The 26,599-nt window shown below is 67.9% G+C and carries 23 protein-coding genes; 13 read left to right on the forward strand and 10 right to left on the reverse strand.

Annotation, left to right across the window (positions count from 1 at the left end):
* Positions 1-99 precede the first annotated feature (99 nt).
* The gene (locus D9601_RS01140; RefSeq protein ID WP_198352103.1) at positions 100-2,355 is read left to right on the forward strand and encodes an NADP-dependent malic enzyme; all 2,256 of its coding nucleotides are present in this window, start codon (positions 100-102) and stop codon (positions 2,353-2,355) included.
* 445 nt (positions 2,356-2,800) lie between these two features.
* Here the strand turns inward: D9601_RS01140 and D9601_RS01145 are convergent, their stop codons facing one another.
* Together D9601_RS01145 and D9601_RS01150 are read right to left on the reverse strand one after the other, a co-directional pair.
* Entirely contained in the window at positions 2,801-3,589 is a 789-nt protein-coding gene (locus tag D9601_RS01145) for an SDR family oxidoreductase (RefSeq protein ID WP_198352104.1), read from the reverse strand.
* Between the two features lie 111 nt (positions 3,590-3,700).
* The gene (locus tag D9601_RS01150) at positions 3,701-4,903 is read right to left on the reverse strand and encodes an acyl-CoA dehydrogenase family protein (RefSeq protein ID WP_198352105.1); all 1,203 of its coding nucleotides are present in this window, start codon (positions 4,901-4,903) and stop codon (positions 3,701-3,703) included.
* Between the two features lie 485 nt (positions 4,904-5,388).
* On the opposite strand from D9601_RS01150, the gene D9601_RS01155 reads away from it, so the two are divergent.
* Positions 5,389-5,910, forward strand: coding sequence for a CHAP domain-containing protein (locus tag D9601_RS01155; RefSeq protein WP_232473768.1), 522 nt, complete (start codon positions 5,389-5,391; stop codon positions 5,908-5,910).
* Positions 5,911-6,060: 150 nt separating this feature from the next.
* On the opposite strand, the gene msrB is transcribed toward D9601_RS01155, so the two are convergent.
* Positions 6,061-6,549 carry a peptide-methionine (R)-S-oxide reductase MsrB gene (gene msrB, locus D9601_RS01160; RefSeq protein ID WP_198353326.1) on the reverse strand — a complete coding sequence of 163 codons (489 nt, stop codon included), beginning with the start codon at positions 6,547-6,549 and terminating at the stop codon, positions 6,061-6,063.
* Positions 6,550-6,713: 164 nt separating this feature from the next.
* Positions 6,714-7,142 carry a JAB domain-containing protein gene (locus D9601_RS01165; protein WP_198352106.1) on the reverse strand — a complete coding sequence of 143 codons (429 nt, stop codon included), beginning with the start codon at positions 7,140-7,142 and terminating at the stop codon, positions 6,714-6,716.
* Between the two features lie 58 nt (positions 7,143-7,200).
* On the opposite strand from D9601_RS01165, the gene D9601_RS01170 reads away from it, so the two are divergent.
* The 6 genes from D9601_RS01170 (at position 7,201) to D9601_RS01195 (ending at position 13,358) form a co-directional block, all read left to right on the forward strand.
* Entirely contained in the window at positions 7,201-7,995 is a 795-nt protein-coding gene (locus D9601_RS01170; RefSeq protein WP_198352107.1) for a thymidylate synthase, read from the forward strand.
* 5 nt (positions 7,996-8,000) lie between these two features.
* Positions 8,001-8,480 (forward strand): dihydrofolate reductase, encoded by a 480-nt coding sequence (locus tag D9601_RS01175; RefSeq protein WP_198352108.1) that lies wholly within the window; start codon positions 8,001-8,003, stop codon positions 8,478-8,480.
* A 182-nt stretch (positions 8,481-8,662) separates the two neighbouring features.
* Positions 8,663-9,589: a bifunctional riboflavin kinase/FAD synthetase gene (locus D9601_RS01180; RefSeq protein ID WP_198352109.1), complete on the forward strand. Its 927-nt coding sequence runs from the start codon at positions 8,663-8,665 to the stop codon at positions 9,587-9,589.
* Between the two features lie 44 nt (positions 9,590-9,633).
* Positions 9,634-12,453: an isoleucine--tRNA ligase gene (gene ileS, locus D9601_RS01185; protein ID WP_198352110.1), complete on the forward strand. Its 2,820-nt coding sequence runs from the start codon at positions 9,634-9,636 to the stop codon at positions 12,451-12,453.
* Entirely contained in the window at positions 12,446-12,955 is a 510-nt protein-coding gene (lspA, locus tag D9601_RS01190; RefSeq protein ID WP_198352111.1) for a signal peptidase II, read from the forward strand. The genes ileS and lspA overlap by 8 nt, the downstream gene beginning before the upstream one ends.
* Positions 12,948-13,358 carry a DUF3035 domain-containing protein gene (locus D9601_RS01195; RefSeq protein ID WP_198352112.1) on the forward strand — a complete coding sequence of 137 codons (411 nt, stop codon included), beginning with the start codon at positions 12,948-12,950 and terminating at the stop codon, positions 13,356-13,358. The genes lspA and D9601_RS01195 overlap by 8 nt, the downstream gene beginning before the upstream one ends.
* Before the next feature lie 123 nt (positions 13,359-13,481).
* On the opposite strand, the gene D9601_RS01200 is transcribed toward D9601_RS01195, so the two are convergent.
* The 4 genes from D9601_RS01200 to D9601_RS01215 all read right to left on the reverse strand — a co-directional run bounded on the left by D9601_RS01200 (position 13,482) and on the right by D9601_RS01215 (position 18,922).
* Positions 13,482-14,276, reverse strand: coding sequence for a TorF family putative porin (locus tag D9601_RS01200; RefSeq protein ID WP_198352113.1), 795 nt, complete (start codon positions 14,274-14,276; stop codon positions 13,482-13,484).
* 293 nt (positions 14,277-14,569) lie between these two features.
* On the reverse strand, positions 14,570-17,257 hold the full coding sequence (gene acnA / locus D9601_RS01205; protein ID WP_198352114.1) for an aconitate hydratase AcnA: 2,688 nt from the start codon (positions 17,255-17,257) through the stop codon (positions 14,570-14,572).
* A gap of 218 nt (positions 17,258-17,475) precedes the next feature.
* The gene (locus D9601_RS01210; protein WP_198352115.1) at positions 17,476-18,141 is read right to left on the reverse strand and encodes a GAF domain-containing protein; all 666 of its coding nucleotides are present in this window, start codon (positions 18,139-18,141) and stop codon (positions 17,476-17,478) included.
* 130 nt (positions 18,142-18,271) lie between these two features.
* Positions 18,272-18,922 carry a L,D-transpeptidase family protein gene (locus D9601_RS01215; protein ID WP_232473769.1) on the reverse strand — a complete coding sequence of 217 codons (651 nt, stop codon included), beginning with the start codon at positions 18,920-18,922 and terminating at the stop codon, positions 18,272-18,274.
* A gap of 130 nt (positions 18,923-19,052) precedes the next feature.
* Between D9601_RS01215 and D9601_RS01220 the strand changes: the two genes are divergently transcribed.
* From D9601_RS01220 to D9601_RS01240, 5 genes are all read left to right on the forward strand, one after another.
* Positions 19,053-19,811 (forward strand): helix-turn-helix domain-containing protein, encoded by a 759-nt coding sequence (locus tag D9601_RS01220; protein ID WP_198352116.1) that lies wholly within the window; start codon positions 19,053-19,055, stop codon positions 19,809-19,811.
* 38 nt (positions 19,812-19,849) lie between these two features.
* Entirely contained in the window at positions 19,850-20,200 is a 351-nt protein-coding gene (locus D9601_RS01225; RefSeq protein WP_198352117.1) for a hypothetical protein, read from the forward strand.
* 48 nt (positions 20,201-20,248) lie between these two features.
* Positions 20,249-20,698, forward strand: coding sequence for a hypothetical protein (locus tag D9601_RS01230; protein WP_198352118.1), 450 nt, complete (start codon positions 20,249-20,251; stop codon positions 20,696-20,698).
* Positions 20,699-20,714: 16 nt separating this feature from the next.
* Positions 20,715-21,188, forward strand: a complete 474-nt coding sequence (locus tag D9601_RS01235; RefSeq protein ID WP_198352119.1) for a hypothetical protein — start codon at positions 20,715-20,717, stop codon at positions 21,186-21,188.
* An 86-nt stretch (positions 21,189-21,274) separates the two neighbouring features.
* Positions 21,275-21,676, forward strand: coding sequence for a phasin family protein (locus tag D9601_RS01240; RefSeq protein WP_198352120.1), 402 nt, complete (start codon positions 21,275-21,277; stop codon positions 21,674-21,676).
* A gap of 43 nt (positions 21,677-21,719) precedes the next feature.
* Here the strand turns inward: D9601_RS01240 and D9601_RS01245 are convergent, their stop codons facing one another.
* Positions 21,720-23,357 (reverse strand): efflux transporter outer membrane subunit, encoded by a 1,638-nt coding sequence (locus D9601_RS01245; protein WP_198352121.1) that lies wholly within the window; start codon positions 23,355-23,357, stop codon positions 21,720-21,722.
* The gene (locus D9601_RS01250; RefSeq protein WP_198352122.1) at positions 23,357-26,599 is read right to left on the reverse strand and encodes an efflux RND transporter permease subunit; all 3,243 of its coding nucleotides are present in this window, start codon (positions 26,597-26,599) and stop codon (positions 23,357-23,359) included. The genes D9601_RS01245 and D9601_RS01250 overlap by 1 nt, the downstream gene beginning before the upstream one ends.

Genomic DNA, 26,599 nt, shown 5'->3' on the forward strand with positions numbered 1-26,599 from the left:
CGGGCTATAGGTCGCAGCCCCGGAGATGCCTAGCACGGGTTGAAAGGCCGGTCCTAAACGGTCAAGAGCCGTAGCGTCCCCAGCCGCCAGCGAGGTCCCATGTCCGAAGAAGCGTCCCTACAGTTCTCCGAGCGCGAGGCGTTGCTGTTCCATTCGGAGGGGCGCCCCGGCAAAATCGAGATCGTCGCGTCCAAGCCGATGGCGACGCAGCGCGACCTGGCGCTGGCCTATTCGCCCGGCGTCGCGGTGCCGGTGCAGGCAATCGCCGACGATCCCGCCACCGCCTATGATTACACTGCCAAAGGCAATCTGGTCGCCGTCATCTCCAACGGCACCGCCATTCTCGGCCTCGGCAATCTGGGCGCGCTCGCCTCCAAGCCGGTAATGGAGGGCAAGGCGGTGCTCTTCAAGCGCTTCGCCGACGTCGATTCGATCGACATCGAGCTGAAGACCGAGGACGTGAACCGCTTCATCGACGCGGTCGAGCTGATGGAGCCGAGCTTCGGCGGCATCAACCTCGAAGACATCAAGGCCCCCGAATGCTTCATCATCGAGCAGGCGCTGCGCGAGAAGATGAACATCCCGGTCTTCCATGACGACCAGCACGGCACCGCGATCATCTGCGCCGCCGGGCTGATCAACGCCTGCCTGCTGACCGGGCGCAAGCTTCAGGACATCCGCGTCGTCGTCAATGGCGCCGGCGCGGCGGCGATCGCCTGCACCGAGCTGATGAAGGCGATGGGCGTACGCCACGACCATGTCATCATGTGCGACAAGACCGGCGTCATCTACCAAGGCCGCGACGACGTGAACCAGTGGCAGTCGGCGCATGCCGCCGCCACCGACCGCCGCACGCTGAAGGAGGCTCTGGTCGGCGCCGACGTGTTCATCGGCCTGTCCGCCGCCGGCGCGCTGAAGGGCGACATGGTGCTCGAGATGGCCGACGCGCCGATCATCTTCGCCATGGCCAATCCGGTGCCGGAGATCCTGCCGGAAGAGGCGAAGACGGCGCGCCCCGACGCGATCATCGCCACCGGCCGGTCGGATTATCCGAACCAGGTCAACAACGTGCTGGGCTTCCCCTTCATCTTCCGCGGCGCGCTGGACGTGCGCGCGACGGGGATCAACGACGACATGAAGATCGCCGCGGCCAAGGCGATCGCCGACCTCGCCCGCGAGCGCGTGCCGGAAGAGGTGGCGGTCGCCTATGGCGTCAGCCACAGCTTCGGCCCCGACTATATCATCCCGGCGCCGTTCGACCCGCGGCTGATGGAGGAGGTGCCCGCCGCGGTCGCCAAGGCGGCAATGGATTCGGGCGTCGCGACCAAGCCGATCCTCGACATGCAGGCCTATCGCCAGAGCCTGCGGGCGCGGCTCAACCCGACCACGTCGGTGCTGACCCTGGCCTATGAGGGCGCGCGGGCGCGGCCGAAGCGCGTGCTGTTCGCGGAGGGCGAGGAGGAAGTCGTGCTGCGCGCGGCCATCGCCTTCAAGGAGGGCGGCTACGGAACGCCGGTGCTGGTCGGCCGCGACGACGTGCGCGACCGCTTGCGCGACCTCGGCGTCAACCCGGACGATTACGAGCTGCACAACAGCCGCGTCTCGCCGCTGGTGCCGAAGATGGTCGACTTCGTCTACGGCCGGCTGCAGCGGCGCGGCTATCTGCGCCGCGACGTCGAGCGGATGATCAACCAAGACCGCAACGTCTTCGGCTCCGCGCTGCTGCAGCTGGGCGAGGCGGATGCGATGATCACCGGCATCACCCGCACCTGGGCCGAATCGATGCGCCAGGTGAAGCGGGTGATCGATCCGGAGGCGGGCCGCACCCCCTTCGGCATCCACATCATGGTCGGCCAGAGCCACACCGTGTTCATCGCCGACACCACGGTCAACGAGCGGCCGACGGGCGAACAGCTCGCCGACTTCGCCGAGCAGACCGCGCAGGTCGCGCGTCGCATGGGCCACGAGCCGCGCGTCGCGATGCTGAGCTATTCGACCTTCGGCAACCCCAAGGGTGCCTGGGTCGACAATATCCGCGAGGCGGTGGCGGTGCTCGACGGACGTCAGGTCGGCTTCGAATATGAGGGCGAGATGCCGCCCGACGTCGCGCTCAATCCGCGCCAGCTGGCCAATTACCCGTTCGCGCGCCTGTCGGGGCCGGCCAACATCCTGATCATGCCGGGCCTGCAATCGGCGCACATTTCCGCCAAATTGCTGCGCGAGCTGGGCGGCGACAGCGTGATCGGACCGATGCTGATCGGCATGGAAAAGCCGGTGCAGATCGCGCCGATGACCTCGACCGCGAGCGAGCTGGTGACGCTGGCGGTGCTGGCGGCGGGCGGCATCGCGCGCTGACGGTGGCTTCGGAAGGTCTCAAAAGTCTCACGGATCGCGGGGCGCGGACCCCCGCGAGCGCCGACGGCTGCCCGAGTCTTGACACTTTTGACACTTGAACGAAAAGTCTGCCGCGCTTCTGCTTTGCGAATGTTGCGCAGAGCGCGCGTTGGGTGTCGACGATGAGAAAAAGCCTCCGTGCTCCTGCGTGCGCAGGAGCACGGATGCCGACGAGGTTAGCGGCGCACGATCTTGTAGGACAGCGCTGAATGCCCGCCCGACATTCCACGGGCGGAGGACGCAGAAGGATCGACCGACATACGGCATCGCAGGCTTTGGAAACGCCCTGCCGTCACTCCCGCAAAGGCGGGAATCCAGACGCGCGGAGGCTGCTTGTAGAGCCGTGACGTCAGGGGTTCTGGATCCCCGCCTCCGCGGGGATGACGAACCATGGCGTCGATCGGCCCTAGCCGTCGATGCTCGTTCCGAGGGCCGCATGGACGAGGCCGCCGTCGACGGTGATCGTCTCGCCAATGACATAGTCGCCGGCGCGGCTGGCGAGATAGATGGCGGCACCGGCCATGTCCTCGTCGGTGCCGATCCGTCCGGCCGGAATCGCCTGCGCCACCGCCTCGCCGTGGTCGCGGGCGGCGCGGTTCATCTCGCTGGCGAAGGCGCCGGGTGCTATCGAGGTGACGTTGACGTGGTCGCGCACCAGCCGCGCCGCCATGCGCTTGGTGAGGTAGATCAGCGCCGCCTTGGACGCCTGGTAGCTGTAGGTTTCCCAGGGATTGAGCCGCTGGCCGTCGATCGAGGTGATGTTGATCACCTTGGCCGGACGGGCGGGGGCTCCCGCCGCCTTGAGCAGGCCGTGCAGCGCCTGGGTCAGGAAGAAGGGTGATTTGACGTTGAGGTCCATCACCTTGTCCCAGCCGCTTTCCGGAAACTCCTCGAACGGCACGCCCCAGGCGGCGCCTGCGTTGTTGACGAGGATGTCGAGCCGTTCCTCGCGTTCGGCAAGGGCAGCGGCGAGGGCGCGGACGCCGTCGACGGTCGAGACGTCGGCGGGCAGGGGGATGCAGTTCGGGCCGAGCGCGGCGGCGGTCTCCTCGCAGGCGCCCGCCTTGCGGCTGGAGATGTAGACGCGCGCGCCCTGCGCGACGAATCCGGCGGCGATCATCCGGCCAATGCCGCGGCTGCCGCCGGTGACCAGGGCGATGCGGCCGTCGAGGCGGAACAGGTCGGTGGTGTTCATGATGCTCCCCTCCCGCTTGCGGGAGGGGCTGGGGGAGGGCCGTCCGCGCGCGGTGATGATCGTGATTCTGCCCTCCCCCGACCCCTCCCGCAAGCGGGAGGGGAGAATAGGTCACCCGCCGCGTTTCAGCGTCTCGCGGGCGATGATGATCTGCTGAATCTGGCTGGTGCCTTCGTAGATGCGGAACAGGCGGACGTCGCGGTACAGGCGTTCGATGCCATAATCGGCGATATAGCCGGCCCCGCCGAAGATCTGCACCGCCTTGTCGGCGACGCGGCCGACCATCTCGCTGGCAAAATATTTCGCCGCCGCCGATTCGAGCACGACGTCCTGCCCGGCCGCCGGCGCGTCCGTTCCCGGTGCGGCGGCCTGGTCCAGAGCGTCCTTGGCCCGGGCGGTTTCCAACACCATCGCGCGGGCGACGAGCGCCTCCGTCTTCATGTCGGCGATCATGCCCTGGATCAGCTGATGCTCGGCGATCGGCTTGCCGAACTGCTTGCGTTCCTTGGCATAAGCGACGCTGTCGGCGATCAGCCGCTCGGCGACGCCGACGCAGACCGCGGCGATGTGCAGCCGGCCGCGATCGAGCACGCGCATCGCGATCTTGAAGCCTTCGCCCTCCGCGCCGAGTCGATTGGCGGCCGGAACGGGCACGTCGTCGAAATGGACGTCGGCGACCTTGGCGCCCTTCTGCCCCATCTTCTTTTCCGGCTCACCGATCGTCACGCCGGGCAGGTCGCGCGGCACGAGGAAGGCGCTGACGCCACGCGCGCCGGGCGCGTCGCCGGTCCGCGCCATGACGGTGAACAGCTGGGCGCGGTCGGCATTGGTGATGTAGCGCTTGGTGCCGGACAGGCGGTAGATGTCGGCCCCATTGGCGTCCTTGGCGCGGACGGCGCGCGTCTTGACGCTGCCCGAATCGCTGCCGACGTCGGGTTCGGTCAGCGCGAAGCTGGTGACGATCGCGCCGCTGGCGATGCGCGGCAGCCATTCGGCCTTTTGTTCGGGCGTGCCGGCCATCACCAGGCCCTGGCTGCCGATGCCGACGTTGGTGCCGAAGGCGGAGCGGAAGGCGGGCGTGGTCCGGCCCATCTCCATGCCGACCTGCACCTCCTCGACCATGGTCAGGCCGAGCCCGCCATAGTCCTCGGCGATCGACAGGCCGAACAGGCCCATCGCCTTCATCTCGTCGACGAGCTCGTCCGGTATGGCATCGGCCGCCTCTACCTCCGCCTCGAGCGGCCGCAGCCGTTCGGCGACGAAGCGGCGGATGGCGTCGATCAGCGCGTCGAAAGTCTCCGGGTCGAGGGCCATGCGCATGTCCTTATGCAATTGGCGCGAGGCTAGGCCAGAGGCTGGAGCGGAGCAAACCCGAAATTCAAATTGAGTGTGACATCCGTCTGCAGGGCGCATTTCTGCTGGTACCAGCTATACCAATGATGCAACCGCTCTTCGTCATGCCGGGCTTGTTCCGGCATCCACCGTTCCGCACACGAACTCGCGGCGGCGTGCGTCGAACCGTGGATGCTGGAACGAGTCCGGTATGACGTTTGGGCCTGCGAGCGTGTTTTTTCGATGCCGTAAGGCGAGATAGGACAGCCTGACTCCCTCGCTTCGTCGCACGGTGAGCCGTTCATCGGCGCTTCACCACCGTTCGCCGGAAAGCCGGGGGTAAGCCCCTATCCGCCCGGAACATTCTTGCGTAGCGCCATCCTCGACGAACGGGTTTTGGCCGGGGGGTCACTGAAGTGTTGAAGTCGTTGACGGCGCGTTTTGCGCTGATGGTTTCCTGCGGCCTGATGATGGCCACTCCGGCTGCGGCGCAGTTCTGGCAGTGCGCGCCTTATGCCCGCGAGGTTTCCGGTATCGACATCCACGGCAATGCCGACACCTGGTGGGGCCAGGCCGCCGGCAAGTACCAGCGCGGCCACAAGCCGGAGATCGGCGCGGTGCTGTCCTTCCAGTCGACCCACCGCATGCGCGTCGGCCATGTCGCCATGGTGTCGCAGGTGATCAGCGATCGCGAAGTGCTGCTGACCCACGCCAACTGGTCGCGCCCCGGCCAGATCGAGCGCAACGTTCGCGCCGTCGACGTCTCCGCCGCCGGCGACTGGAGCGAGGTGAAGGTCTGGTATGCGCCGAACGGCGATCTCGGCACCTCGGCCTATCCGACCAACGGCTTCATCTATTCGGGCCATGCCCCGCTGGGCGGTGACGCCGCGCCGGCGACCGCCAGCGACCTGGACGAAGTCGCCCGCGCCAATATGGCGGTGATCGCCACCTCGGCCGCGGTGCCGGTGGCGCCGGTGGCGGATCGCTGAGGCGGTCGGGCGCTATCCCGGAATTATACGTCATCCCCGCGTAGGCGGGGATCCAGACGCGCAACACCTGTTGATTGCCCCTCGAGTGTCAGCGGGTCTGGATCCCCGCCTTCGCGGGAATGACGCCGTTTTTCGCCGGAGGTTAACCCCTCACGCCGGGCGGAAGGTCATGGCGACGCCGTTCATGCAATAGCGCTTGCCGGTCGGCTTCGGGCCGTCATCGAAGACATGGCCGAGATGGCCGCCGCAGCGGCTACAATGGACCTCAACGCGTTCCTCCAGCAAGGCGCGATCGCTCTTGGTGCCGACCGCGCGGGGCAGCGGCGCCCAGAAGCTCGGCCAGCCGGTGCCGCTGTCGAACTTGGTCTTGGACGAGAATAGTGGCTGGTCACAGCCCTTGCAGCCGAAGGTGCCGGCGCGATGCTCGTTGTTGAGCGGACTGGAGAAAGGCCGCTCGGTGCTTTCGTGGCGCAGTACCGCCCAGGCCTGATCGCCGAGCTTCTTGCGCCAGGCGGCGTCGCTCATCTGGACCGGATAGGTGGCGGCGTCGGCCGGGGCGGCACGGCAGCCCCACAGGATCGCGCCGGCAACGCCGGTGGCGGCGAGCGACAATAGCGAACGGCGGGTCGGATCTTGCATCATGAAATGGATATGGGGAGGCGGCGCGGCCTCATCCATCCCCATCCATCATATTGATTCAGGTTGGCATTGCCGCGCAGCGACGTGATCGGCCATGCGGCCGTGCATCCCCGCCGGCTCGGCGGCGACCTGCCGCAGCCCGGCCCTTGGCGGCAGGGGCGGCGTCAGAGCAGGCCGCACGCGCGGAAGCTGGTCGTCTCCTCTGCCGTCAGGATCAGATGGTCGATCAGGTCGAGATCGAGCGGATCGCAGACCCTGGACAAAGCGGCGGTGAAAACGACGTCCGCCTGGCTCGGTTCGGCATGGCCGCTGGGATGATTGTGGACGAGGATCAGTCCGGCAGCGTTCTGCGCCAGTGCCGCCCCGACAATCGCGCGCAGCGACGGCGTGACGCTGTCTTGGCCGCCGGTGAACAGGGTCGTGCCGAGATATCTCCATTCCGGATCGAGCAGGACGACCCCCGCATGTTCGATCGAGGCGGTGCGGAAATCGGGAAAGAGCGCCGCGGCGCCGGCCGCGTCGCGGATGTGCGTGGGGTTTGGCGATCGGACACGGCCGATCCTGCCGGAGCAGCGCGCGCGATGCACCGTCATCTGTCTCCAAAACGGCGGAGCGCTTGGCGATTCGCGTCGGAGGCGATACGCCGCCGGCATGCGCCAATATCTCGACCTGATGGACCGGATCCTCACCAGCGGCAGCCGGCAGGACGACCGTACCGGCACCGGCACGCTGTCGGTCTTCGGTGCGCAGATGCGCTTCGACCTGCGCGCCGGTTTTCCGGTGCTGACCACCAAGAAGCTGCATCTGCGCTCGATCATCGTCGAACTGCTCTGGTTCCTGCGTGGCGACACCAACGTGCGCTGGCTGCACGAGAACAAAGTGAGCATCTGGGACGAATGGGCGGATGCGAACGGCGATCTCGGCCCCGTCTACGGCAAGCAATGGCGCGACTGGCAAACCGCGGACGGGCGGCAGATCGACCAGATCACGGACTTGATCGACACGATCCGCCGCAATCCGGCGAGCCGACGACAGATCGTCACCGCCTGGAACCCCGGCGAGCTGCACGCCATGGCGCTGAGCCCCTGCCACTGCCTGTTCCAGACGCATGTCGCCGACGGGCGGCTGAGCCTGCAGCTGTATCAACGGTCGGCGGACGTGTTCCTGGGGGTGCCGTTCAACATCGCCAGCTATGCGCTGCTCACCCATATGCTCGCGCAACAGGCCGGGCTGGAGGTCGGCGACTTCATCTGGACGGGCGGCGACTGCCACCTCTACCTCAACCATCTCGAGCAGGCGCGCACCCAGCTGACCCGCGATCCGGGGCCATTGCCGCGCCTGGAGATCCTGCGCCGGCCGGATGCGATCGACGGCTATGCCTATGAGGATTTCGTCCTGCACGACTATGTCGCGCAGCCGCATATCAAGGCGCCGGTCGCGATATGACGGCCATGACGGCGGGGCCGCGCATCGTCTTCCTGCTCGCGCGGGCCGACAATGGCGTGATCGGCCGCGACGGGCAGCTGCCCTGGCACCTGCCGGCGGACCTGAAGCGCTTCAAGGCGCTGACGCTCGGCAAGCCGATGGTGATGGGGCGCAAGACGTTCGACAGCTTTCCCGCGCCGCTGCCGGGGCGGCGGCATATCGTGCTGACCCGCGATACGTCCTGGTCGGCGCCGGGGGCGGAGGCGGCGCATGGGCCGGAGGCGGCACTGGCGCTGGCCGGCGGCGACGAGGTGGCGGTGATCGGCGGGGCGGAGGTGTTCGCGCTGTTCACGCCCGACCGGATCGAGCTGACCGAGGTGCACGGCACGTTCGACGGCGACGCCGTGGTGCCGGCCTTCGTCGGCGTGCGTGAGGTGGCGCGGGAGGATCATCCGGCGGCGGACGGGCGACCGGCCTATAGCTTCGTGACCTTGGTTCGAGACTAGTCGCCCCTGAGGCGACGTCGGCCAGCCGATCTCTGCCAGGATGGAGGGGAGCCGCAGGCTTGCGGTCGTTCGGGAAACGTCACCACGCTATGCCGAGCCGCTGCCCGCGCGGATCGCGCCGCCGGCGCCCGGCGGTCAAGGCGATTGAGTCGCCCTGCAACCTTCCCTAAAGGCGCGGGATCATGGAGCGGCTGGACGGCGGCTCGGCCATTCCGCCGCATCTTGCCGGCGGCATCGTCGCGCTCGGCAATTTCGATGGATTCCATCTCGGTCACCAGGCGGTGGTCGGGGCGGCGGTGGCGCGGGCGCATGCCGAGGGGCGGCCGGCCCTGGTCGCGACCTTCGATCCCCATCCGGTGCGCCACTTCCGGCCCGACACGCCGCCGTTCCGGCTGACCACGCTCGACCAGCGGCAGCGCTTGTTCGCCGAGGCGGGAGCGGATGCGATGGTGGTGTTCCGCTTCGACGGCGATCTCGCGAGCCTGTCGGCCGAAGCCTTTGTCGCCGAACGGCTGGTCGCCTGCCTCGCCATCGCCGGGGTGGTGACCGGCGCGGATTTCACCTTCGGCAAGGGCAAGAGCGGCGACGTGGCGACGCTGGCGGCGCTGGGCGGCCGGCACGGTTTCGTCGCCGACACCGTCGGGCCGGTGACGCTGGACGGCGAGCCGGTCTCGTCGAGCCGCATCCGCGCCGCGCTGCGCCGGGGCGACGCGCGGGAGGCGGCGCGCCTGCTGACCCGGCCGTTCGCAATCGCGGGCGTGGTGCAGCACGGCGACAAGATCGGCCGGACGATCGGCTATCCGACCGCCAATCTCGACATGGGCAAATACCTGCGCCCGGCCTACGGCATCTATGCGGTGACCGGGCGGCTGGCCGACGGGCGGGTGCTGGCGGGCGCGGCCAATCTGGGCATCCGGCCGAGCTTCACGCCGCCGAAGGAACTGCTCGAGCCTTATTTCTTCGATTTTTCCGGCGTTCTGTACGGCCAGCCGATCGAGGTCGCGCTGGTCGACTATATCCGTCCGGAAGCGAAGTTCGACGATCTCGACGCCTTGATCCGCCAGATGGAGGCGGATTGCGCACAGGCGCGTGCGATCCTGCACGTATAGACGAGTGACACAGGCGGCGGACTTCCGCTAGAGCGCGCAATTCTATGACCGACGCCTCTGCGCCCGATACCGCCCGCGACGCCGCCCCTAACGCCACCAGGGACTGGCGCGACACCGTCTTCCTGCCAAAGACCGACTTTCCGATGAAGGCGGGTCTTGCCGCCAAGGAACCGGCGATCCTGGAGCGGTGGCAGCGGATCGGCCTGTACGACCGGTTGCGCGCGATCCGTAAGGGGCGCGAGCTGTTCATCCTGCACGACGGCCCGCCCTACGCCAACGGCGACATCCACATGGGCCATGCGATGAATAAGGTCCTGAAGGACATCATCGTGCGCAGCCAGTCGCTGATGGGCAAGGACGCGCCCTATGTGCCCGGCTGGGATTGCCACGGCCTACCGATCGAATGGAAGGTCGAGGAGGCGTATCGCGCCAAGAAGCAGAACAAGGACGACGTGCCGGTCGCCGACTTCCGCGCCGAATGCCGCGCCTATGCGACGGGCTGGGTCGACGTGCAGCGCGGCCAGTTCCAGCGGCTGGGCGTGATGGGCGACTGGGCCGATCCGTATCTGACCATGAATTATGGTGCCGAGGCGGCGATCGTCGGCGAGCTGCTCAAGTTCGCCGAATCCGGCCAGCTGTATCGCGGCGCCAAGCCGGTGATGTGGTCGCCGGTCGAAAAGACCGCGCTGGCCGAGGCGGAGGTCGAATATGAGGACATCGTCTCGACCCAGATCGACGTCGGGTTCGAGATCGCGTCCGCGCCGGAGGCGGAGATACTGGTCGGCGCGACCGCGGTGATCTGGACGACGACGCCGTGGACGATCCCGGTCAACCAGGCGCTCGCCTACAATCCGGCGCTCGACTACGTCCTGTTCCGTGGCGGCGAGCGGCGGTTCCTGGTCGAGGAAAATCTGCTGCCGGCGTTCCTGAAGCGTACCGGACTGGCGATGGACGAGTTCGTCGCGCTGGTGAAGGGTGCGGCGCTGGAGGGCGCGACCGCGCGGCACCCGAAGCATGCGCTGGGCGGCTTCTTCGCCAAGCCGCGGCCGTTCCTGGCCGGCGAGTTCGTGACGCGCGACGCCGGCACCGGCCTGGTCCACATGGCGCCCGACCATGGCGAGGACGACTTCCTGCTGTGCAAGGCCAACGGCATCGAGCCGGTGTTCGCGGTCGACGGCGCCGGCTTCTACCGGGCCGACTGGGCGTGGCTGGGCGGCCAGGGCAGCGTCATCAACAAGAAGTTCGTCGGCGCCGACGGGCCGATCTGCAGCGATTTGCGTGAGGTGGGGGCGCTGCTCTCCGCGTCCGACGATTTCGCGCACAGCTATCCGCACAGCTGGCGGTCGAAGGCGAAGGTGATCTTCCGCGCGACGCCGCAATGGTTCATCCCGATGGACCGCGCGATCCTGCCGCAGGGTGCCGGCGCCCCGAGCAACGGCGCGACGCTGCGCGAAACCGCGCTCGACGCGATCGAACACACCCGCTGGGTGCCGGAGCGGAGCCGCAACCGCATCCGCTCGATGGTGGAGGGGCGGCCGGACTGGGTGATCAGCCGCCAGCGCGCCTGGGGCGTGCCGATCGCGCTCTACGTCCACCGCCAGTCGGGCGAATATCTGGTCGATGCCGCGGTCAACGCCCGCATCGTCGCGGCGTTCGAGGCCGGCGGCGCCGATGCCTGGTTCACCGCCGACCATCAGGCGCTGCTCGGCCCGAATTACGATCTCGCCGATTACGAGGTGGTCGAGGACATCCTCGACGTCTGGTTCGATTCGGGCTCGACGCACGTCTTCACCGTCGAGGCGCGCTATGGCGAGGACGTCCGCGCCAATCTGTACCTCGAAGGCTCCGACCAGCATCGCGGCTGGTTCCAGTCGTCGTTGCTCGAAAGCTGCGGCACGCGCGGGCGGGCGCCCTATGACGCGGTGCTGACGCACGGCTTCGCGCTCGACGACAAGGGGCGCAAGATGTCGAAGAGCCTCGGCAACGTCGTCGATCCGCTGAAGGTGATCGGCGAGAGCGGCGCCGACATCCTGCGCATGTGGGTCGCCTCGACCGACTATTTCGACGACGTGCGGATCGGCAAGGAGGTGCTGGCGACGGCGTCCGACGCCTATCGCAAGCTGCGCAACACCTTCCGCTACCTGCTCGGCGCGCTCGACGGGTTCAGCGACGCCGAGAAGGTGCCGGTCGCCGCGATGCCGGAACTGGAACGCTATGTGCTGACCCTGCTCGGCCGGCTCGACGTCGACCTGCGCGAGGCGGCGGAGGGGTTCGAGCTCAATCGCTACCTGCGCCGGCTGACCGACTTCGCCAACGAGGATCTGTCGGCCTTCTTCTTCGATATTCGCAAGGACTCGCTGTATTGCGACGCGGCGGCGGATCCGAAGCGGCGCGCCTATCGCACCGTGCTCGACCTGCTGTTCCACGCGCTCGTCCGCTATGCCGCGCCGATCCTGTGCTTCACCGCCGAGGAGGTGTGGCAGGCGCGCTTCCCGAGCGACGATCAGTCGGTGCACTTCCTCGAATGGCCGGAACTGCCCGCCGTCGCCGGCGACGACCCGCTGTCGACCGACTGGGCGGACGTGCGCGCGCTGCGCCAGACGGTGACGGAGGCGATCGAGCCGCTGCGTCGCGAGAAGACCGTGCGCTCCAGCCTGGAAGCGGAGGTGACCGTGCCCGATCTGCCGCTGCCGGCGGCGGCGCTGGCGGAGACGTTCATCGTCGCGCGCGTCGATGCGGGCGAGGGGGTCACCGTGCGTCGTACCGACTATCACAAATGCGGCCGATGCTGGCGGCATCTGCCCGAGGTGACGACGGACGGCGCGCTGTGCGATCGCTGCGCGGGGGTGGTCGGCGATGCGTAAGCTGCCCGTCGTCGGCCTGGTCACCGCGGCCGTCGTCTTCCTGGTCGACCAGTTGAGCAAGATCGGCGTCACGCGCGGTCTGGGTCTCACCGACCTGACCGACGCGCGCTACGTCACGCCGTTCTTCAACCTGCGCTTCGTTGCCAATCACGGCGTGTCGCTCGGCTATCTGCATGCCGACACCGATGCGATGCGCTGGGCGCTGGTCGCGATGACCGGTGCGATCGCCGCCGCGGTGGCGGTGTGGATGACGCGCGAGACGCAGCGCGCCGACCGGATCGCGCTGGGCGCGATCCTGGGCGGGGCGATCGGCAATATCGTCGATCGCGTGCGGTTCGGCTATGTCGTCGATTTCGCCGACCTTCATTTCGGCGAATGGCGGCCGTTCCTCGTCTTCAACGTCGCGGATGCGGCGATCACCCTCGGCGTGCTGGTGCTGCTTGTCCGCGCGCTCCTGATGCGCGACAAGCGCGACGCAGTTTCGGAGAATCCCCATGCGTAAGTTCGTTGCCGTTGCCACTGGCCTTGCCTGCGTCGCCCTGCTGTCCGGCTGCGGCAAGCGCGGCTACGACCGCGCACGCCCCGACGAATTCGCCGTCGCGCGTCAGGCGCCGCTGGTGATTCCGCCCGATTATTCGCTGGTGCCGCCGCAGCCGGGCGCGGCACGGCCGCAGGACAATGCGTCCACGGCGCAGACGCTGCAGGCGCTGTTCGGCGGCAACCAGCAGCGCAGCCAGGCGGAAAACGGCGTGCTGCAGCAGGCGGGCGACGACGCGGCCGATACCGGCATCCGTTCGTCGGTCGGCGATCCGGGCACCAACGTCGTCGACAAGGGGTCGACCACCCGCGACATCGTCGCCGCGCCGCAGGGCGACGGTCAGGACGCGCGCGCCTCGGCACAGTAAGGTTTGATACCAAGCCCCTCCCCTTCAGGGGAGGGGTAGGGGGTGGGGCGTCGCCGCAAGGAATGCGCTCGCGGACAGCCCCCACCCCAACCCCTCCCCTCAAGGGGAGGGGCTAGACAATTGTCAAAAGGTCGTGCCGATATAGGCGAGCACGGTCGAGCCGCGGCCCAGCCGCGTCGCGAAGCGGTTGCTTTCGCTGATGTCGGTGTCGACGTAGCTGACGCCGACCTTGAACGGGCCACCGACCGCTTCGGCCGTCGCCGACCAGTCGAGATAGGTGTCGTCATTGCTGCCGGGCGCGTTCAGCGAGCCGAGCGATCCCTTGGAATAGCCCAGATGCCCCTTGAGCGTGATCGGGGTCGTCGGGATCGCCGCCGCGGCCTCGCCGTAGACATAGATATTGTCGTCGTTGCCGCCCTTGACGTCGAAGCCCTTGAGGCCGCTCTGACCGCCCCAGGCATAGGCGGCGCCCGCCTTGGTCGATAGCGGCCCGAGCGTGTAGGTCACCGCGGCATAGGGCTCGAAGAAGTTGGTCCGCTGGCCGTTGTTGTGGCCGTCATAGTCGTAATAGAGCAGGCCGATGTCGACGCCGAGGCCGCTCTTCAGGCTCTTGGTGAAGCCGCCGTACAGATCGATCTCCGCCCGGCCATAGCCGGTCAGCGCGGGCGTGCGGCCCGAACCATCGATCGTCGACAGGAAGGTGCCGACGTAGAAGCCCGATTTGTGCGTCAGGCTGAGCGTCGTCTGCAATGCGGGATCGCTGTCGGACTGGGTGACGCCGCGGAAGCGATAGTCGCTGATCAGCGTCGTGCCGCCGGACAGCTTCAGCGCCGGCGGCGGCGCGGTTTCGTCCTGCGCCAAGGCCGGCGCGGCTGCCGTCAGCGCGAGGCCGGCGAGCAAGAAATGGGTGAAGCGCATCGTGTCCCTTTCGAGTCGAAGAAGGTCGATGTCCCGGCCTGCCAGGATGGCTGCCCGCGTCTGTTCCCGGTCAGGCGACCGCGCGCGTGGCTTGTGACCAACCTGTGGCCAGGATGGCAGCCGGTGCCGCGGTGCACAAGAGTTGTGAACGGGGTGATGCGCGATTGTAACGGAGTGTTGCGCGCGGGCACCGCTTCGCCGTTTTGAGGCAGGAACCGCCCGGCCGTTCTGCCGTCACGAAAAAGGGGAGGCGCGTCGCGGCACCTCCCCCGTATTCGTCGTCACCGGTGGGATCAGGCGGCGAGCTTGCGCAGCACGTACTGCAGGATGCCGCCGTTGAGGAAATATTCCAGCTCGTTGATGGTATCGATCCGGCAGCGCGTCTCGAACGTCTCGGTGCTGCCGTCGGCGCGCTTCAGCGTCACCTCGACGGTCTGGCGCGGCCGCAGATTGGCGACGCCGGTGATCGTGAACGTCTCCGTGCCGTCCAGCTTCAGCGTCTGGCGGGTGACGCCATCGGCGAACTGCAGCGGCAGCACGCCCATGCCGACTAGGTTCGACCGGTGGATACGCTCGAAGCTTTCGGTGATCACCGCGCGGACGCCGAGCAGGTTCGTGCCCTTCGCCGCCCAGTCGCGCGACGAGCCGGTGCCATATTCCTTGCCGGCGACGACGACGAGCGGCGTTCCGTCCGCCTTGTGGCGCATCGCCGCGTCGTAGATCGGCATCACCTCGCCGTCATATTGCGTCATGCCGCCTTCGACGCCCGGCACCATCTCGTTCTTGATGCGGATGTTGGCGAAGGTGCCGCGGACCATGACATGGTCGTTGCCGCGACGCGCGCCATAGCTGTTGAAGTCCTTGCGCGCGACCTGACGCTCGGTCAGCCACTGGCCGGCGGGGCTGTCGGCCTTGATCGAGCCGGCCGGGCTGATGTGATCGGTGGTGATCGAATCGCCCAGGATCGCCAGCGGCTTGGCCTCGACGATGTCGGTGACCGGCTTCGGGGTCATCTCCATGCCCTCGAAATACGGCGGGTTGGCGACATAGGTCGATCCGGTCGGCCAGCTATAGGTCGCCGAGCCGGTGACGTCGATCTGGCGCCACTTCTCGTCGCCGGCATAGACGTTGCCGTAGCGGCTGCGGAACATCTCGTCGTCGATGTTCGCCGCCATCACCTCGGCGACTTCCTGGTTCGACGGCCAGACGTCCTTCAGGAACACGTCCTGGCCGTCCTTGCCCTGGCCGAGCGGAGTCTCGACCATGTCCTGCGTCACCGTGCCCTTCAGCGCATAGGCGACGACGAGCGGCGGCGAGGCGAGGAAGTTGGCGCGTACGTCGGGCGAGACGCGGCCCTCGAAGTTGCGGTTGCCCGACAGGACGGAGGCGGCGACGAGGTCGTTCTCGTTGATCGCGGCCGAGATCGGACCCGGCAGCGGGCCGGAATTGCCGATGCAGGTGGTGCAGCCATAGCCGACCAGATTGAAGCCGATCGCGTCGAGGTCCTGGGTCAGGCCGGCCTTGTTGAGATAGTCGGTGACGACCTGCGAACCCGGCGCCAGGCTGGTCTTGACCCAGGGCTTGGGCTTCAGGCCGAGCGCGTTGGCCTTGCGTGCGACCAGGCCGGCGGCAACCAGCACCGACGGGTTCGACGTGTTGGTGCAGCTGGTGATCGCGGCGATGACGACGTCGCCGTCGCCGATGTCATGGCCGCGGTCGGCGACCGCGACGCGCTCGGGCCGATCCTTGTGGTACAGCTTGGCGAGGTCGCCGTTGAACACCTCGTCGACCTTGGTCAGGCTGACGCGGTCCTGCGGACGCTTCGGGCCGGCGAGCGACGCGGTGACGGTGCCCATGTCGAGCTCCAGCGTGTCGGTGAACACGGGATCGGCGGCATCTTCATGGCGCCAGAAGCCGTTCGCCTTGGCATAGGCTTCGGTCAGCGCGATCGTCTCTTCCGGACGCGCGGTCAGGCGCATGTATTCGATCGTCTTGTCGTCGATCGGGAAGAAGCCGCAGGTAGCGCCATATTCGGGCGCCATGTTGGCGATGGTCGCACGGTCGGCGAGCGTCATCGACGACAGACCCGGGCCGTAGAATTCGACGAAGCGGCCGACGACGCCCTTGGCGCGCAGCATCTGGGTGACGGTGAGCACCAGGTCGGTGGCGGTAATGCCTTCCTTCAGCGCGCCGGTCAGCTTGAACCCGACGACTTCGGGGATCAGCATCGACACGGGCTGGCCGAGCATCGCCGCTTCCGCCTCGATGCCGCCGACGCCCCAGCCGAGCACACCGAGGCCGTTGACCATCGTCGTGTGGCTGTCGGTGCCGACCAGCGTGTCGGGATAGGCGATCGCCGAGGTGCCATTGGCGAAGTCGCCGCTTTCAGTCGACGACCAGATCGCCTGGCTGACATATTCCAGGTTCACCTGGTGGCATATGCCGGTGCCCGGCGGCACGACCTGGAAGTTGTTGAGCGCCTTCGACCCCCATTTCAGGAACTCGTAGCGCTCGCCGTTGCGCTGATATTCGAGGTCGACATTGTCCTCGAACGCCTTGGGCGTGCCGAATTCGTCGACCATGACGCTATGGTCGATGACGAGGTGGACGGGGACCTGCGGGTTGATCTTGGCCGCGTCGCCGCCGAGCTTGGTGATCGCGTCGCGCATCGCGGCGAGGTCGACGACGCAGGGCACGCCGGTGAAATCCTGCATCAGCACGCGCGCCGGGCGATACTGGATCTCGCGGTCGCTGCGGCGTTCCTGCTGCCAGTCGACGATCGCCTTGACGTCCTCCTCGGTGACGGTCTTGCCGTCCTCGAAACGCAGCATGTTTTCCAGCAGCACCTTCATCGAGAAGGGCAGGCGGCTGATGTCGCCGAACTTTTCCGCCGCCTTGGCGAGGCTGAAATAATCGTAGGCCTTGCCGCCGACGTCGAGCGTCGTGCGGGTCTTGAGGCTGTCCTGGCCGATGGCGGTCATGTCGTGTCCCTTCTGTCTGGCTCGATTTCGCGCCTGGGGAGGCGGCGTCGGGGACACCGCGCGGGCGCGCGAGGAGCGCTTGGCTAAGCCTGTCGTCGCGCGGGCCTTAGCAAGGGGTTACCGGCGGGGAAAGTCTTCACGTCGGTGCGAATGGGGTTGCCCGCGCGGACCCGCCGCGCAGGCGCCGGGCACCGGCCGCATCCCGCTGATTTGGATCGCTATTCGCTCGCCAGCCGAAGCGCGTCGACGTCGACGATGACCTGTTCCAGATGCGCGATCGGCGCGGTCGCGCCGACCTGGTCGAGCGCCGCCCAGGCCTTGGCGAGATAGGCCGACGCCTGGGTCAGCCAGGCGCGGCGATCCGCGGCGGTCGTAGCCGGTTCGTGACCCGATTCGATAAGATCGCGGCGCAGCTCGAAGGCGGCGACGGTGCGGCGGGCAAGATCCTCCAGCGCCGCGCGTTCCTCGTCGTCCAGCCCTTCGCGTGGCACGACGTCGACGACGCACAGGGTGCCGATCCGCTCGCCGTTGCGCATCTTTAGCGGCGCGCCGGCATAGAAGCGGATAGCGGTGCCGCCGGTGACATTGGGAAAGTCGCGGAAGCGTGCGTCCTGCGTCGCATCGGGCACGACCAGCATCGCGTCGCTTTCGATGGCGTGCGCACAGAAGGATTCGGACAGCGGCCCTTCCTGCGAATCGAGGCCGAGCCGCGCCTTGAACCACTGCCGCCGTGCGTCGATCAGCGAGATGGTGGAAATCGGCGTGTTGGTGTGCTGGCGGGCCGACTCGACGATCGCATCGAACTGGCGTTCGGGCGGGGTGTCGAGCAAGCCATATTGGGCCAGTGTGTCCAGCCTGGCGGCGTCCGCGTCTCGCTCGAGCATATTACCTCCAGGCAGAAATAGCGCAGTCCTGCTTACCTTGCCGGGGGTAACCGATCCCATACGACCTGTCTCAATCAAATCACTTTGATTGCATCGAGATCATATAAATGGGTGAAAAACACCTTGCGGTTCAGCGGTTCGACGCGGTCAGCACCCGCCCGCGGGTGACGATGACGCGATCGCCGAGCTTGGCGACGGCGAACAGCTTCTTGGCAAACGCCGTCGGCACGCCGACGCAGCCGTGCGTCGCATAGCCCCAAGCGACCTCCGTCCCATGGATCGAGACGCCGTCATTGGTCAGCCGCAGCATATAGGGCATCGGGGCATGATAGAGCGTCGAGACGTGGTCGGCATCCTTCTGGGTGATCGGGAAGGTGCCGAGGGGGGTCGGCTTGTCATCCGTGCCGTAGAGAATCGCGGCCGCGCCGATCTCGTACCCGTCCCGGAACACCGACAGCGTCTGTGCGGCGAGATCGACGGTGATGATCAGCGGCCCGTCGGGCACGCCCTCGTCGTCCCAGGCATAATCGCCGAACTTGATCGGACCGATGTCGAGCACGCGCTTGATCGTCATCGCCGCGGCCGGCGTCGGCAGCGTGCTGGGCCGCGGCGACGGTGCCGGTGCGACCGCCACGACGCGCGCCGGTGCCGGCGCGGGTATCGGTGCGGCGGCGGCAGCCATCGAGGCCGGCGCCCGCGACAGCGTCGTGCCGGCCGCAATTCCGAGCACGGCGATCGCGAGGATGGTCTTGGCAAGCAGGGCGCGGGGCAGGCGGGGCATGATCCGGTTCTCAGGCGGCGGGCGAGCGCGATGGTGCCGGCTTTCCGCGCGGCCCGCCACCCGTGCTTTTCGGTCGTGCCAGCGCGGGACGATGACGCGGCGCGTCAACCGATGTACGACGGCGCGGGGCATGAGGGACGAAGCGCCGGTTTTTGCCGAGCCGGTTAAGCATGTTATCGGGGCCGGCAGGTCAGCGGGATTGGGACATGGCGTGACGAGCGGGGCTGACATTCGGGAAGACGGCGGCGGCGGCCAGGCGCCAACGGGCGCGGCGGCATCGCCGATCGTGGACGCGCCAGCGGGCGATGACGCGCGATTCGACCGCCTGACCAAACGCCATCGCGAATGCCTGCGCGGCGTTCGCGCCTTGCTGGGGTCCAAGGAGATCGCGGCGGCCCTGGGCGTCGAGAAGTCGACGGTTGACGGCTATCTCACCGAAGCGGTGCGCATCCTCGGTGCGCGCAACCGCCGTGACGCGGCGCTGCTGTTGGCGGAACACGAAGCATCACGTGCCGCGGCCGGCGACTCGACGGTGACGGAGGCTGCGAAGGCGGAATTCGTGCCCGCCGTGACCGCCCCCGACAAAATGGGGGGTGATTCTGCGCGGCTGGCGGCGCTCCCGACCGACCTGCCATTCCCGACTTCGCCGGACGACACGTTCGCCAGGCAACCGGGGGTGACCGGGGAGCCGTCGCTGACAGCGCGCTCCCCGGGAATTCGGTTGCCCTTCCGGCGGAAAGGGCAACGCGGCAACGACCTGTCGGTCGGCGACCGGTTGATCTGGATGCCGGTCATCGCACTCGGCATTGCCGTCGGTTTCGGCATGCTGATGACGGGCCTCCAGGCGCTGACCGGTCTTATCGAGGCCGTCTCGCGCACCCTTTCCTGACCCTCGAACAGGACCCGGCATCGGGTGGAAAGGTGGCTATGTCTCAGGCGAACTCGCAGGCCGCGGCCGAATTGGTGGCGCAGTTGCTGTGGCGGCTGGAAATCCAGCTGGACGAGGCGTTCGCCACCGGGGGCGAATTGCTCGCCGCACTGCCCCGCGCCCGCGCCGCCGCCAATCTGCCCGCAATCGCGGGGCAGCAAGCGTTCGAAGTGCTCGGCCAGGCGATCCTGGCGATCGGCGCGGCGCGCGGTCACACCGTCGCCGGCCATCGTGTCATCGAAAAGGTTGGCAAGCAGATCGGGTTCGAAACGAGCTTCGGCGATGAAAAGCCGAAGCCCGCATTCGCCCCGACGGGTGTCGATGTCGCTCCGCTGCGCATCGCTGCCTAGGGCTCATGGCTTGGCCGGTCCTTGCTTGCTCCATCGATCGGCCGAGCCATGACTCACGTCATCGTCTTCAACCTGACGCTGCTGCTGACCTGCGCGATAGCCTTTTATGCGGGCGGCGCGCCGGAACGCTGGACGGCGCTGGTCTTCATCTTGGGCGCGGCGGCGACCTTCGTCGCCCCTTTCTCCGACGCCCTGCGTCCCTTCGGCCGGCTCGAGCCGATGCTGCTGCTGGTCGATGTCGCCATGCTCGGCGGGCTGGTCGGCATCGCACTGCGGGCGGATCGTTACTGGCCGCTCTACGTCACCGCGCTGCACTTCCTCGCCATCGCGATCCACGGGGTGAAGGCGATCCAGCCGACGCTGGTGCCGTGGATGTACGCCGGCGCCAGCGGCAAGATCGCCTATCCGATGCTGTTGCTGCTCGCCGTGGGGGCGGTCCGTCACCGACGTCGCGTGGCGCGCTTCGGCAGCGACCCGGACTGGTCGCCGCTGCCTTGATCGGATCGAATCATCCATGACTGCCGACATCCGCTTACTGCGCTGGCCGGAGCGCGACCGCGACGAATATGAGCGGCTGGCCTCCGCCCTGGCGCGGGTGCGCGCCGTCGCACGGCGCGGGCGCGGCGAGATCGTCGCCGAAGTCCCGTCCGGCCCCGAGGAGCCGAGCGACGTCGAGCGCGCGCGCGTGCTGTTCGCCCAGCGACGCGCGCGCGATGCGGCCGCGGGGACGCGCGCCGAATTGTTCGGCGAGCCGAGCTGGGACCTGCTGCTCGCGACCTTCATCGCCTATGAGGAAGGGCGCGAGCTCAGGCTCGATGCGGCGGCGGCGGCGGCGGGCATTCGGCCGGCCGTTGCGCAGCGCTGGTTGGCGGTGCTGGTCGAGCATGGTTTGATCAACCCTGGCAACCATGGCGGGCCGGATGGGGCCCGGCTGGCGCTGACCGGCGCCGGCTTCGCCCTGGTCCTGCGCTGCATCAGCGACGTGTGATCCATGCCCGCAACGCCGCGCCCCGCTGCGCGTTGCACCGGGACAGGCGGCGTTCCGCCTTATCCACGACACTTCTGGAGGACGGTATGGCGGACGATGCGGCAAACGGGAACGGGGAGGCCACCGGCGCGACCGGCGATTGGCAGCAGGCGGCCCAGCGTGCGCGCGACGGCTTTGCCGACCACGTCGTCGATCCGGCGCGTCGCGCCGGCGAGGCGATGCGGGCATCGGGCCAGCAGGTCGCCGAAGGCGGGCAGGCGATCGGCCTGAAGATGATCGAACAGGCTGAGCGCAACACGCACGAGGCGTTTGCCGCGATGCGCGAGGCGGCCCAGGCCCGCGACCTGAGCGACGTGATGCGCATTCAGGGCGAATATCTGCGCGGTCAGGGCCAGCGTGCGATGGATCAGGCGCGTGAGATCAGCGAGATGATCATAGCGATCGGCCGCGATGCCGTCGCACCGCTGCGCGGCGGCGGCAAGGACTGACCGGACGGGACGGTACGTGACTCCGCGTCCCGTACCCCTTCGGTCACGGCGCCGCCGTCGCCGGTTGCTGTGGCCGGGGAGCGCCGCTCGGCGTCACCGGCCTGGGACCGTCCGCGGCCGCCTCCAGTGACGAATCGCCGCCGATCGCCTGGTACAGAGTGACCCGGTTGGTCGCGGCGGTCAGCTGCGTCGCCACCAGCGTGCGCTGTGCCGAATAGAAGGAGCGTTGCGCATCGAGGCTCGACAGGAAGGTGTCGATGCCGCCCTGATAGCGCGCATTGGTCAGCCGCAGCGTGTCGGCGGCGGCGGCGCGGAAGTTGCTGTTGGCGCGCAGTTGCGCGTCGATCGTGCCCTGCCGCGCCAGCGCGTCGGCCGTCTCCTGGAAGGCGGTCTGGATCGTCTTCTCGTAGGTCGCCAAAGCGGCGTCGCGCTGCGCCTCGGTATAGCGGACGTTGGCGCGTCCGGCACCCGCCTGGAAGATCGGATAGCTGACCGAGGGCGCGACCGAATAGTTGAACGCGCCGCCGGCGAATAGCGTGCGCAGCGCGTCGCTGGCGAAGCCGACCAGCCCGGTCAGCGAGATGCGCGGGAACAAGGCCGCGCGCGCGGCGCCGATCTGCGCGTTGTAGGAACGGAGCGTATATTCCGCCTGGACGACGTCGGGGCGGCGCAGCAGCACGCCGCTGTCGAGGCCGGCGGGCACGTTGACGATGGTCGCGCCGGCGGTGTCGATGCTGTCGGGCAGCAGCGCCGGATCGACCGGCGCGCCGACGAGCAGCTGCAGCGCGTTGACGTCCTGCGCGACCAGCGTCGTTTGTTCGGCAAGATCGGCGTTGGCGGTTTCCAGGATCTGCTGCGCCTGGGTGAGATCGGTACGGGCGCTGACGCCGCCCTCCAGCCGGGCGCGGGTCAACTGCACCGATTTCTGCGCGCTGGTGGCGGTATCCTGCGCAATCTTGAGCAGGCTGCGGTCGGCGGCATAGGTCAGCCAGGCGGAGGCGACCTCGCCGACCAGGGTCAGCCGGGTCGCGCGGGCCGCCGCCTCGGTCGCAAAATAGCGGTCGAGCGCGGCGCGCGACAGCGAGCGGATGCGGCCGAACAGGTCGAGCTCGAAGGCGGTGGTGCCGAGGCTGACCGAATAGGCGCTGCCCGACCGGCTGGTGGTGGTGACGGTGCCGGTGCTGCCCGTGCCGCCGGTCGAGGTGCCCGTTCCGGTGCCGCCGGTGCCCGTTCCCGTGCCCGTGCCCGTGCCGGTTCCGACACCGCCGGTGCCGGTGCCGGTGCTGGTGCCGGTGTTGGTGCCGCTGTCGCCGCTGCTCGCGACCGTCGTCGTGCCGTTGCCGCCGCCCGAATAGGTGTAGCGGCCGGTGGCGTTGATCGTCGGCAGCAGATTGGCGCGCTGGATGCGATATTGTTCCCGCGCCGCGACGATATTGGCGGCGGCGGTGCGCAGGTCGCGGTTGTTGGCGAGCGCCTGGTCGATGATCGCCTGCAGCCGCGGATCGCGGAACACGTCGCGATAGCCGAGCGCCGGCAGCGCCGCCTCCGACTGGCGCAGATAGGCGTCGCCGACCGGCCAGGACGGCGGCACCGGCAGGTCGGGCCGCACGTATTTCGGCTCCATCGAACAGCCCGACAGCATCGTCGCGCCGATCAGCGAGGACAGGATCAGGCGGCGCATCAGGCGGGCTCCGGCTCGGCGGGGGGCATCGGCGGGGCAGGCGGCTGGTCGTCACGGGCATCGTGGTGGCCGGTCGGCTTGCCGCGCAGCTTGGCGAGGCCGTCGCGCACGCCGCGGCGGACGAGCACGAAGAACAGCGGGATATAGAAGATCGCCAGCACCGTCGCGGTCAGCATGCCGCCGATCACCGCGGTGCCGATCGCGATGCGGCTGTTGGCGCCCGCACCGGTCGAGATCGCCAGCGGCAGCACGCCGAAGATGAAGGCGAAGCTGGTCATCAGGATCGGGCGGAGACGGATGCGCGCGGCTTCCAGCGCGGCGTCGATGACGCGCTTGCCCTGCTTTTCCGCCTGTTCGGCAAATTCGATCATCAGGATCGCGTTCTTCGCGGCGAGGCCCATCGTCGTCAGCAGGCCGATCTGCAGATAGACGTCGTTGGTCAGGCCGCGCAGCGTGACGAAGGCGATCGCGCCGATCAGGCCGAGCGGGATGATCAGCAGCACCGCGAACGGGATCGACCAGCTTTCGTACAATGCCGCGAGGCAGAGGAAGACGACCGCGATCGACAGCGCATAGAGCAGCGGCGCCTGGCCCGAGGACAGCCGTTCCTGGTAGGACAATCCCGCCCAGGCGACCGACACGCCGGGGATCTTGGCGGCGAGTTCGGCCATCCTTGCCATCGCGTCGCCCGAGCTCTTGCCGGCGGCGGCGGAGCCCTGGAATTCGAACGACGGAATGCCGTTGAACCGGGACAGCGTGGTCGGCGCCTGGCTCCAGCTGATCGTCGAGAAGGACGAGAAGGGCGCCATCTGGTTGTTCGATCCGCGCACGAACCACTGTTTCAGATCGTCCGGCTCGGCCCGATAGGGCGCGTCGCCCTGGACGTAGACGCGCTTGACGCGGCCGCGGTCGATGAAGTCGTTGACGTACTGGCCGCCCCAGGCGGTCGACAGCGTCGAATTGGCCTGGCTCTGCGTCAGACCCAGCGCCGCGAGCTTCTGGTTGTCCATATTGACCTGCAGCGTCGCGATGTCCGGCAGCTCGGTCAGGCGCACCGACGTCATCGTCGGGTCGGCATTGGCGGCGGCGAGCAACTGGTCGCGCACCGCCTCGAACTTGTCCTGGCTCATGCCGCTGGTGTTCTGCAGCTCCATGGTGAAGCCGTTCGACTGGCCGAGGCCGCGCACCGCCGGCGGCACCAGCGCATAGACGCGTGCGTCGCGCAGGCCGCGGAAGGCGGCAGAGGCGCGGGCGGTGATGGCGTCGGCGGTATTCTCCTTGCCCTTGCGATCGGCCCAGTCGGTGAGGTTGAGGAAGCCCTGGCCGGTGTTCTGGCCGCTGGTGCCGCCGCCGCCACCGCCGGCGACGGTGAACATCACCGACGTATTGGCGCCCTCATTGTCGGCGAAATATTTCTCGACCTGGCGCTGCACCTCGAGCGTGCGACCCTGGGTCGCGCCCGCGGGCAGCTGGAACTGGACCAGCGCGGCACCCTGGTCCTCGGTCGGCAGGAAGCCGGTCGGCAGGCGCAGGAACAGCACGGCGAGCAACGCGACGATGCCGACGTAGATCAGCAGGAACAGCCATTTGCGGTCGACGACGTGGCGGACGGCGACGGTGTAGCGCTCGATCCCCCGATCGAACCGGTCGTTGAAGCCGTGCTTGGCGCGATCGAGCGCGTGCGCGACGCGCGGCAGCTTGCGTTCCAGCCAGCCGCCATCCTCGCCCTCCTTCTTCTTCTGCTTGAGCAGGGTCGCGGTCAGGGCGGGCGACAGGATCAGCGCGACCAGCACCGACAGCACCATCGCGGCGACCACGGTGACCGAGAATTGTCGGTAGATGACGCCGGTCGACCCGCCGAAGAACGCCATCGGCAGGAACACCGCCGACAGGACGAGCGCGATCGCGATCAGCGCGACGCTGATCTCGTTCATCGACTCGATCGTCGCCTCGCGCGGCGTCATGTCGGGATTTTCGTCGAGCAGCCGTTCGACGTTCTCGACCACGACGATGGCGTCGTCGACCAGCAGACCGATCGCGAGCACCAGCCCGAACAGCGTCAGCGTGTTGATCGAGAAGCCGGCGAACTTGAACACCGCGAAGGTGCCGAGCAGCACCACCGGCACCGCGATCGTCGGGATCAGGGTCGCGCGCCAGCTTTGCAGGAAGACGAACATGACGATGACGACGAGGATAATCGCTTCGACCAGCGTCTTGACCACTTCCTCGATCGACAGCTTGATGAAGGCGGTGGTGTCGTTGGCGTAGGCGACCTTCAGGCCGGCCGGGAAGCCCTTGGCGATCCGGTTGACCTCCGCCTTGACCAGTTCGGCGGTCTTCAGCGCGTCGGCGCCCGGGGCGAGCAGCACCGCGATGCCGGCGCCGGGGTGGCGGTTGACGCGGCTGACCGCGGCATAGCTTTCGGCGCCGAGCTCGATCCGCGCGACGTCGGACAGGCGCACGGTGGCGCCGTTGTTCAGCGTCTTGACGATGATCTCGCGGAATTGCTCCGGCGTCTGAAGGCGCGACTGCGCGGTGACCGTCGCGTTCAGCATCTGCGTCGTCGGCATCGGCAGGCCGCCGACTTCGCCGGCCGCGACTTCGGTGTTCTGGTTCTGGATCGCGGTGATGACGTCGGACGGCATCAGCTGATAGGAGGCGAGCCGTTCCGGGTTGAGCCAGATGCGCATCGCATATTGCGAGCCGAAGACGTTGGTGTCGCCGACGCCCTGGATACGGCCCAGCGGGTCCTGCAGGTTGGAGACGAGATAGTCGGAGACGTCCTGGTTGGTCATCCGGTCCGTCTCGTCATAGACGCCGGCGATCAGCAGGAAGTCCGGATTCGACTTGCGGACGACGAGGCCCTGTTGCTGCACCTGCTGCGGCAGGCGCGCGACCGATTGCTGGACCTGGTTCTGCACTTGGACCTGGGCGATGTCCGGATCGGTGCCCTTGTCGAAGGTGGCGGTGATCGTCACCGCGCCGCGGCTGGACGAGGAGGACTGGAAATAGAGCAGGCCGTCGATGCCGGTCAGCTGCTGTTCGATGACCTGCGTCACCGAATTCTGCAGCGTCTGTGCCGATGCGCCGGGGAAGGTGGCGCGGATCGACACCTGCGGCGGCGCGACGTCGGGATATTGCGCGATCGGCAGCGACAGGATCGCGCCGATGCCCGCCATCATGGTGATGATCGCCAGCACCCATGCGAAGATGGGGCGATCGATGAAGATGCGGCTGATCAT

This window comes from Sphingomonas sp. MA1305 (assembly GCF_016107325.1).
GTDB lineage: Bacteria > Pseudomonadota > Alphaproteobacteria > Sphingomonadales > Sphingomonadaceae > Sphingomonas.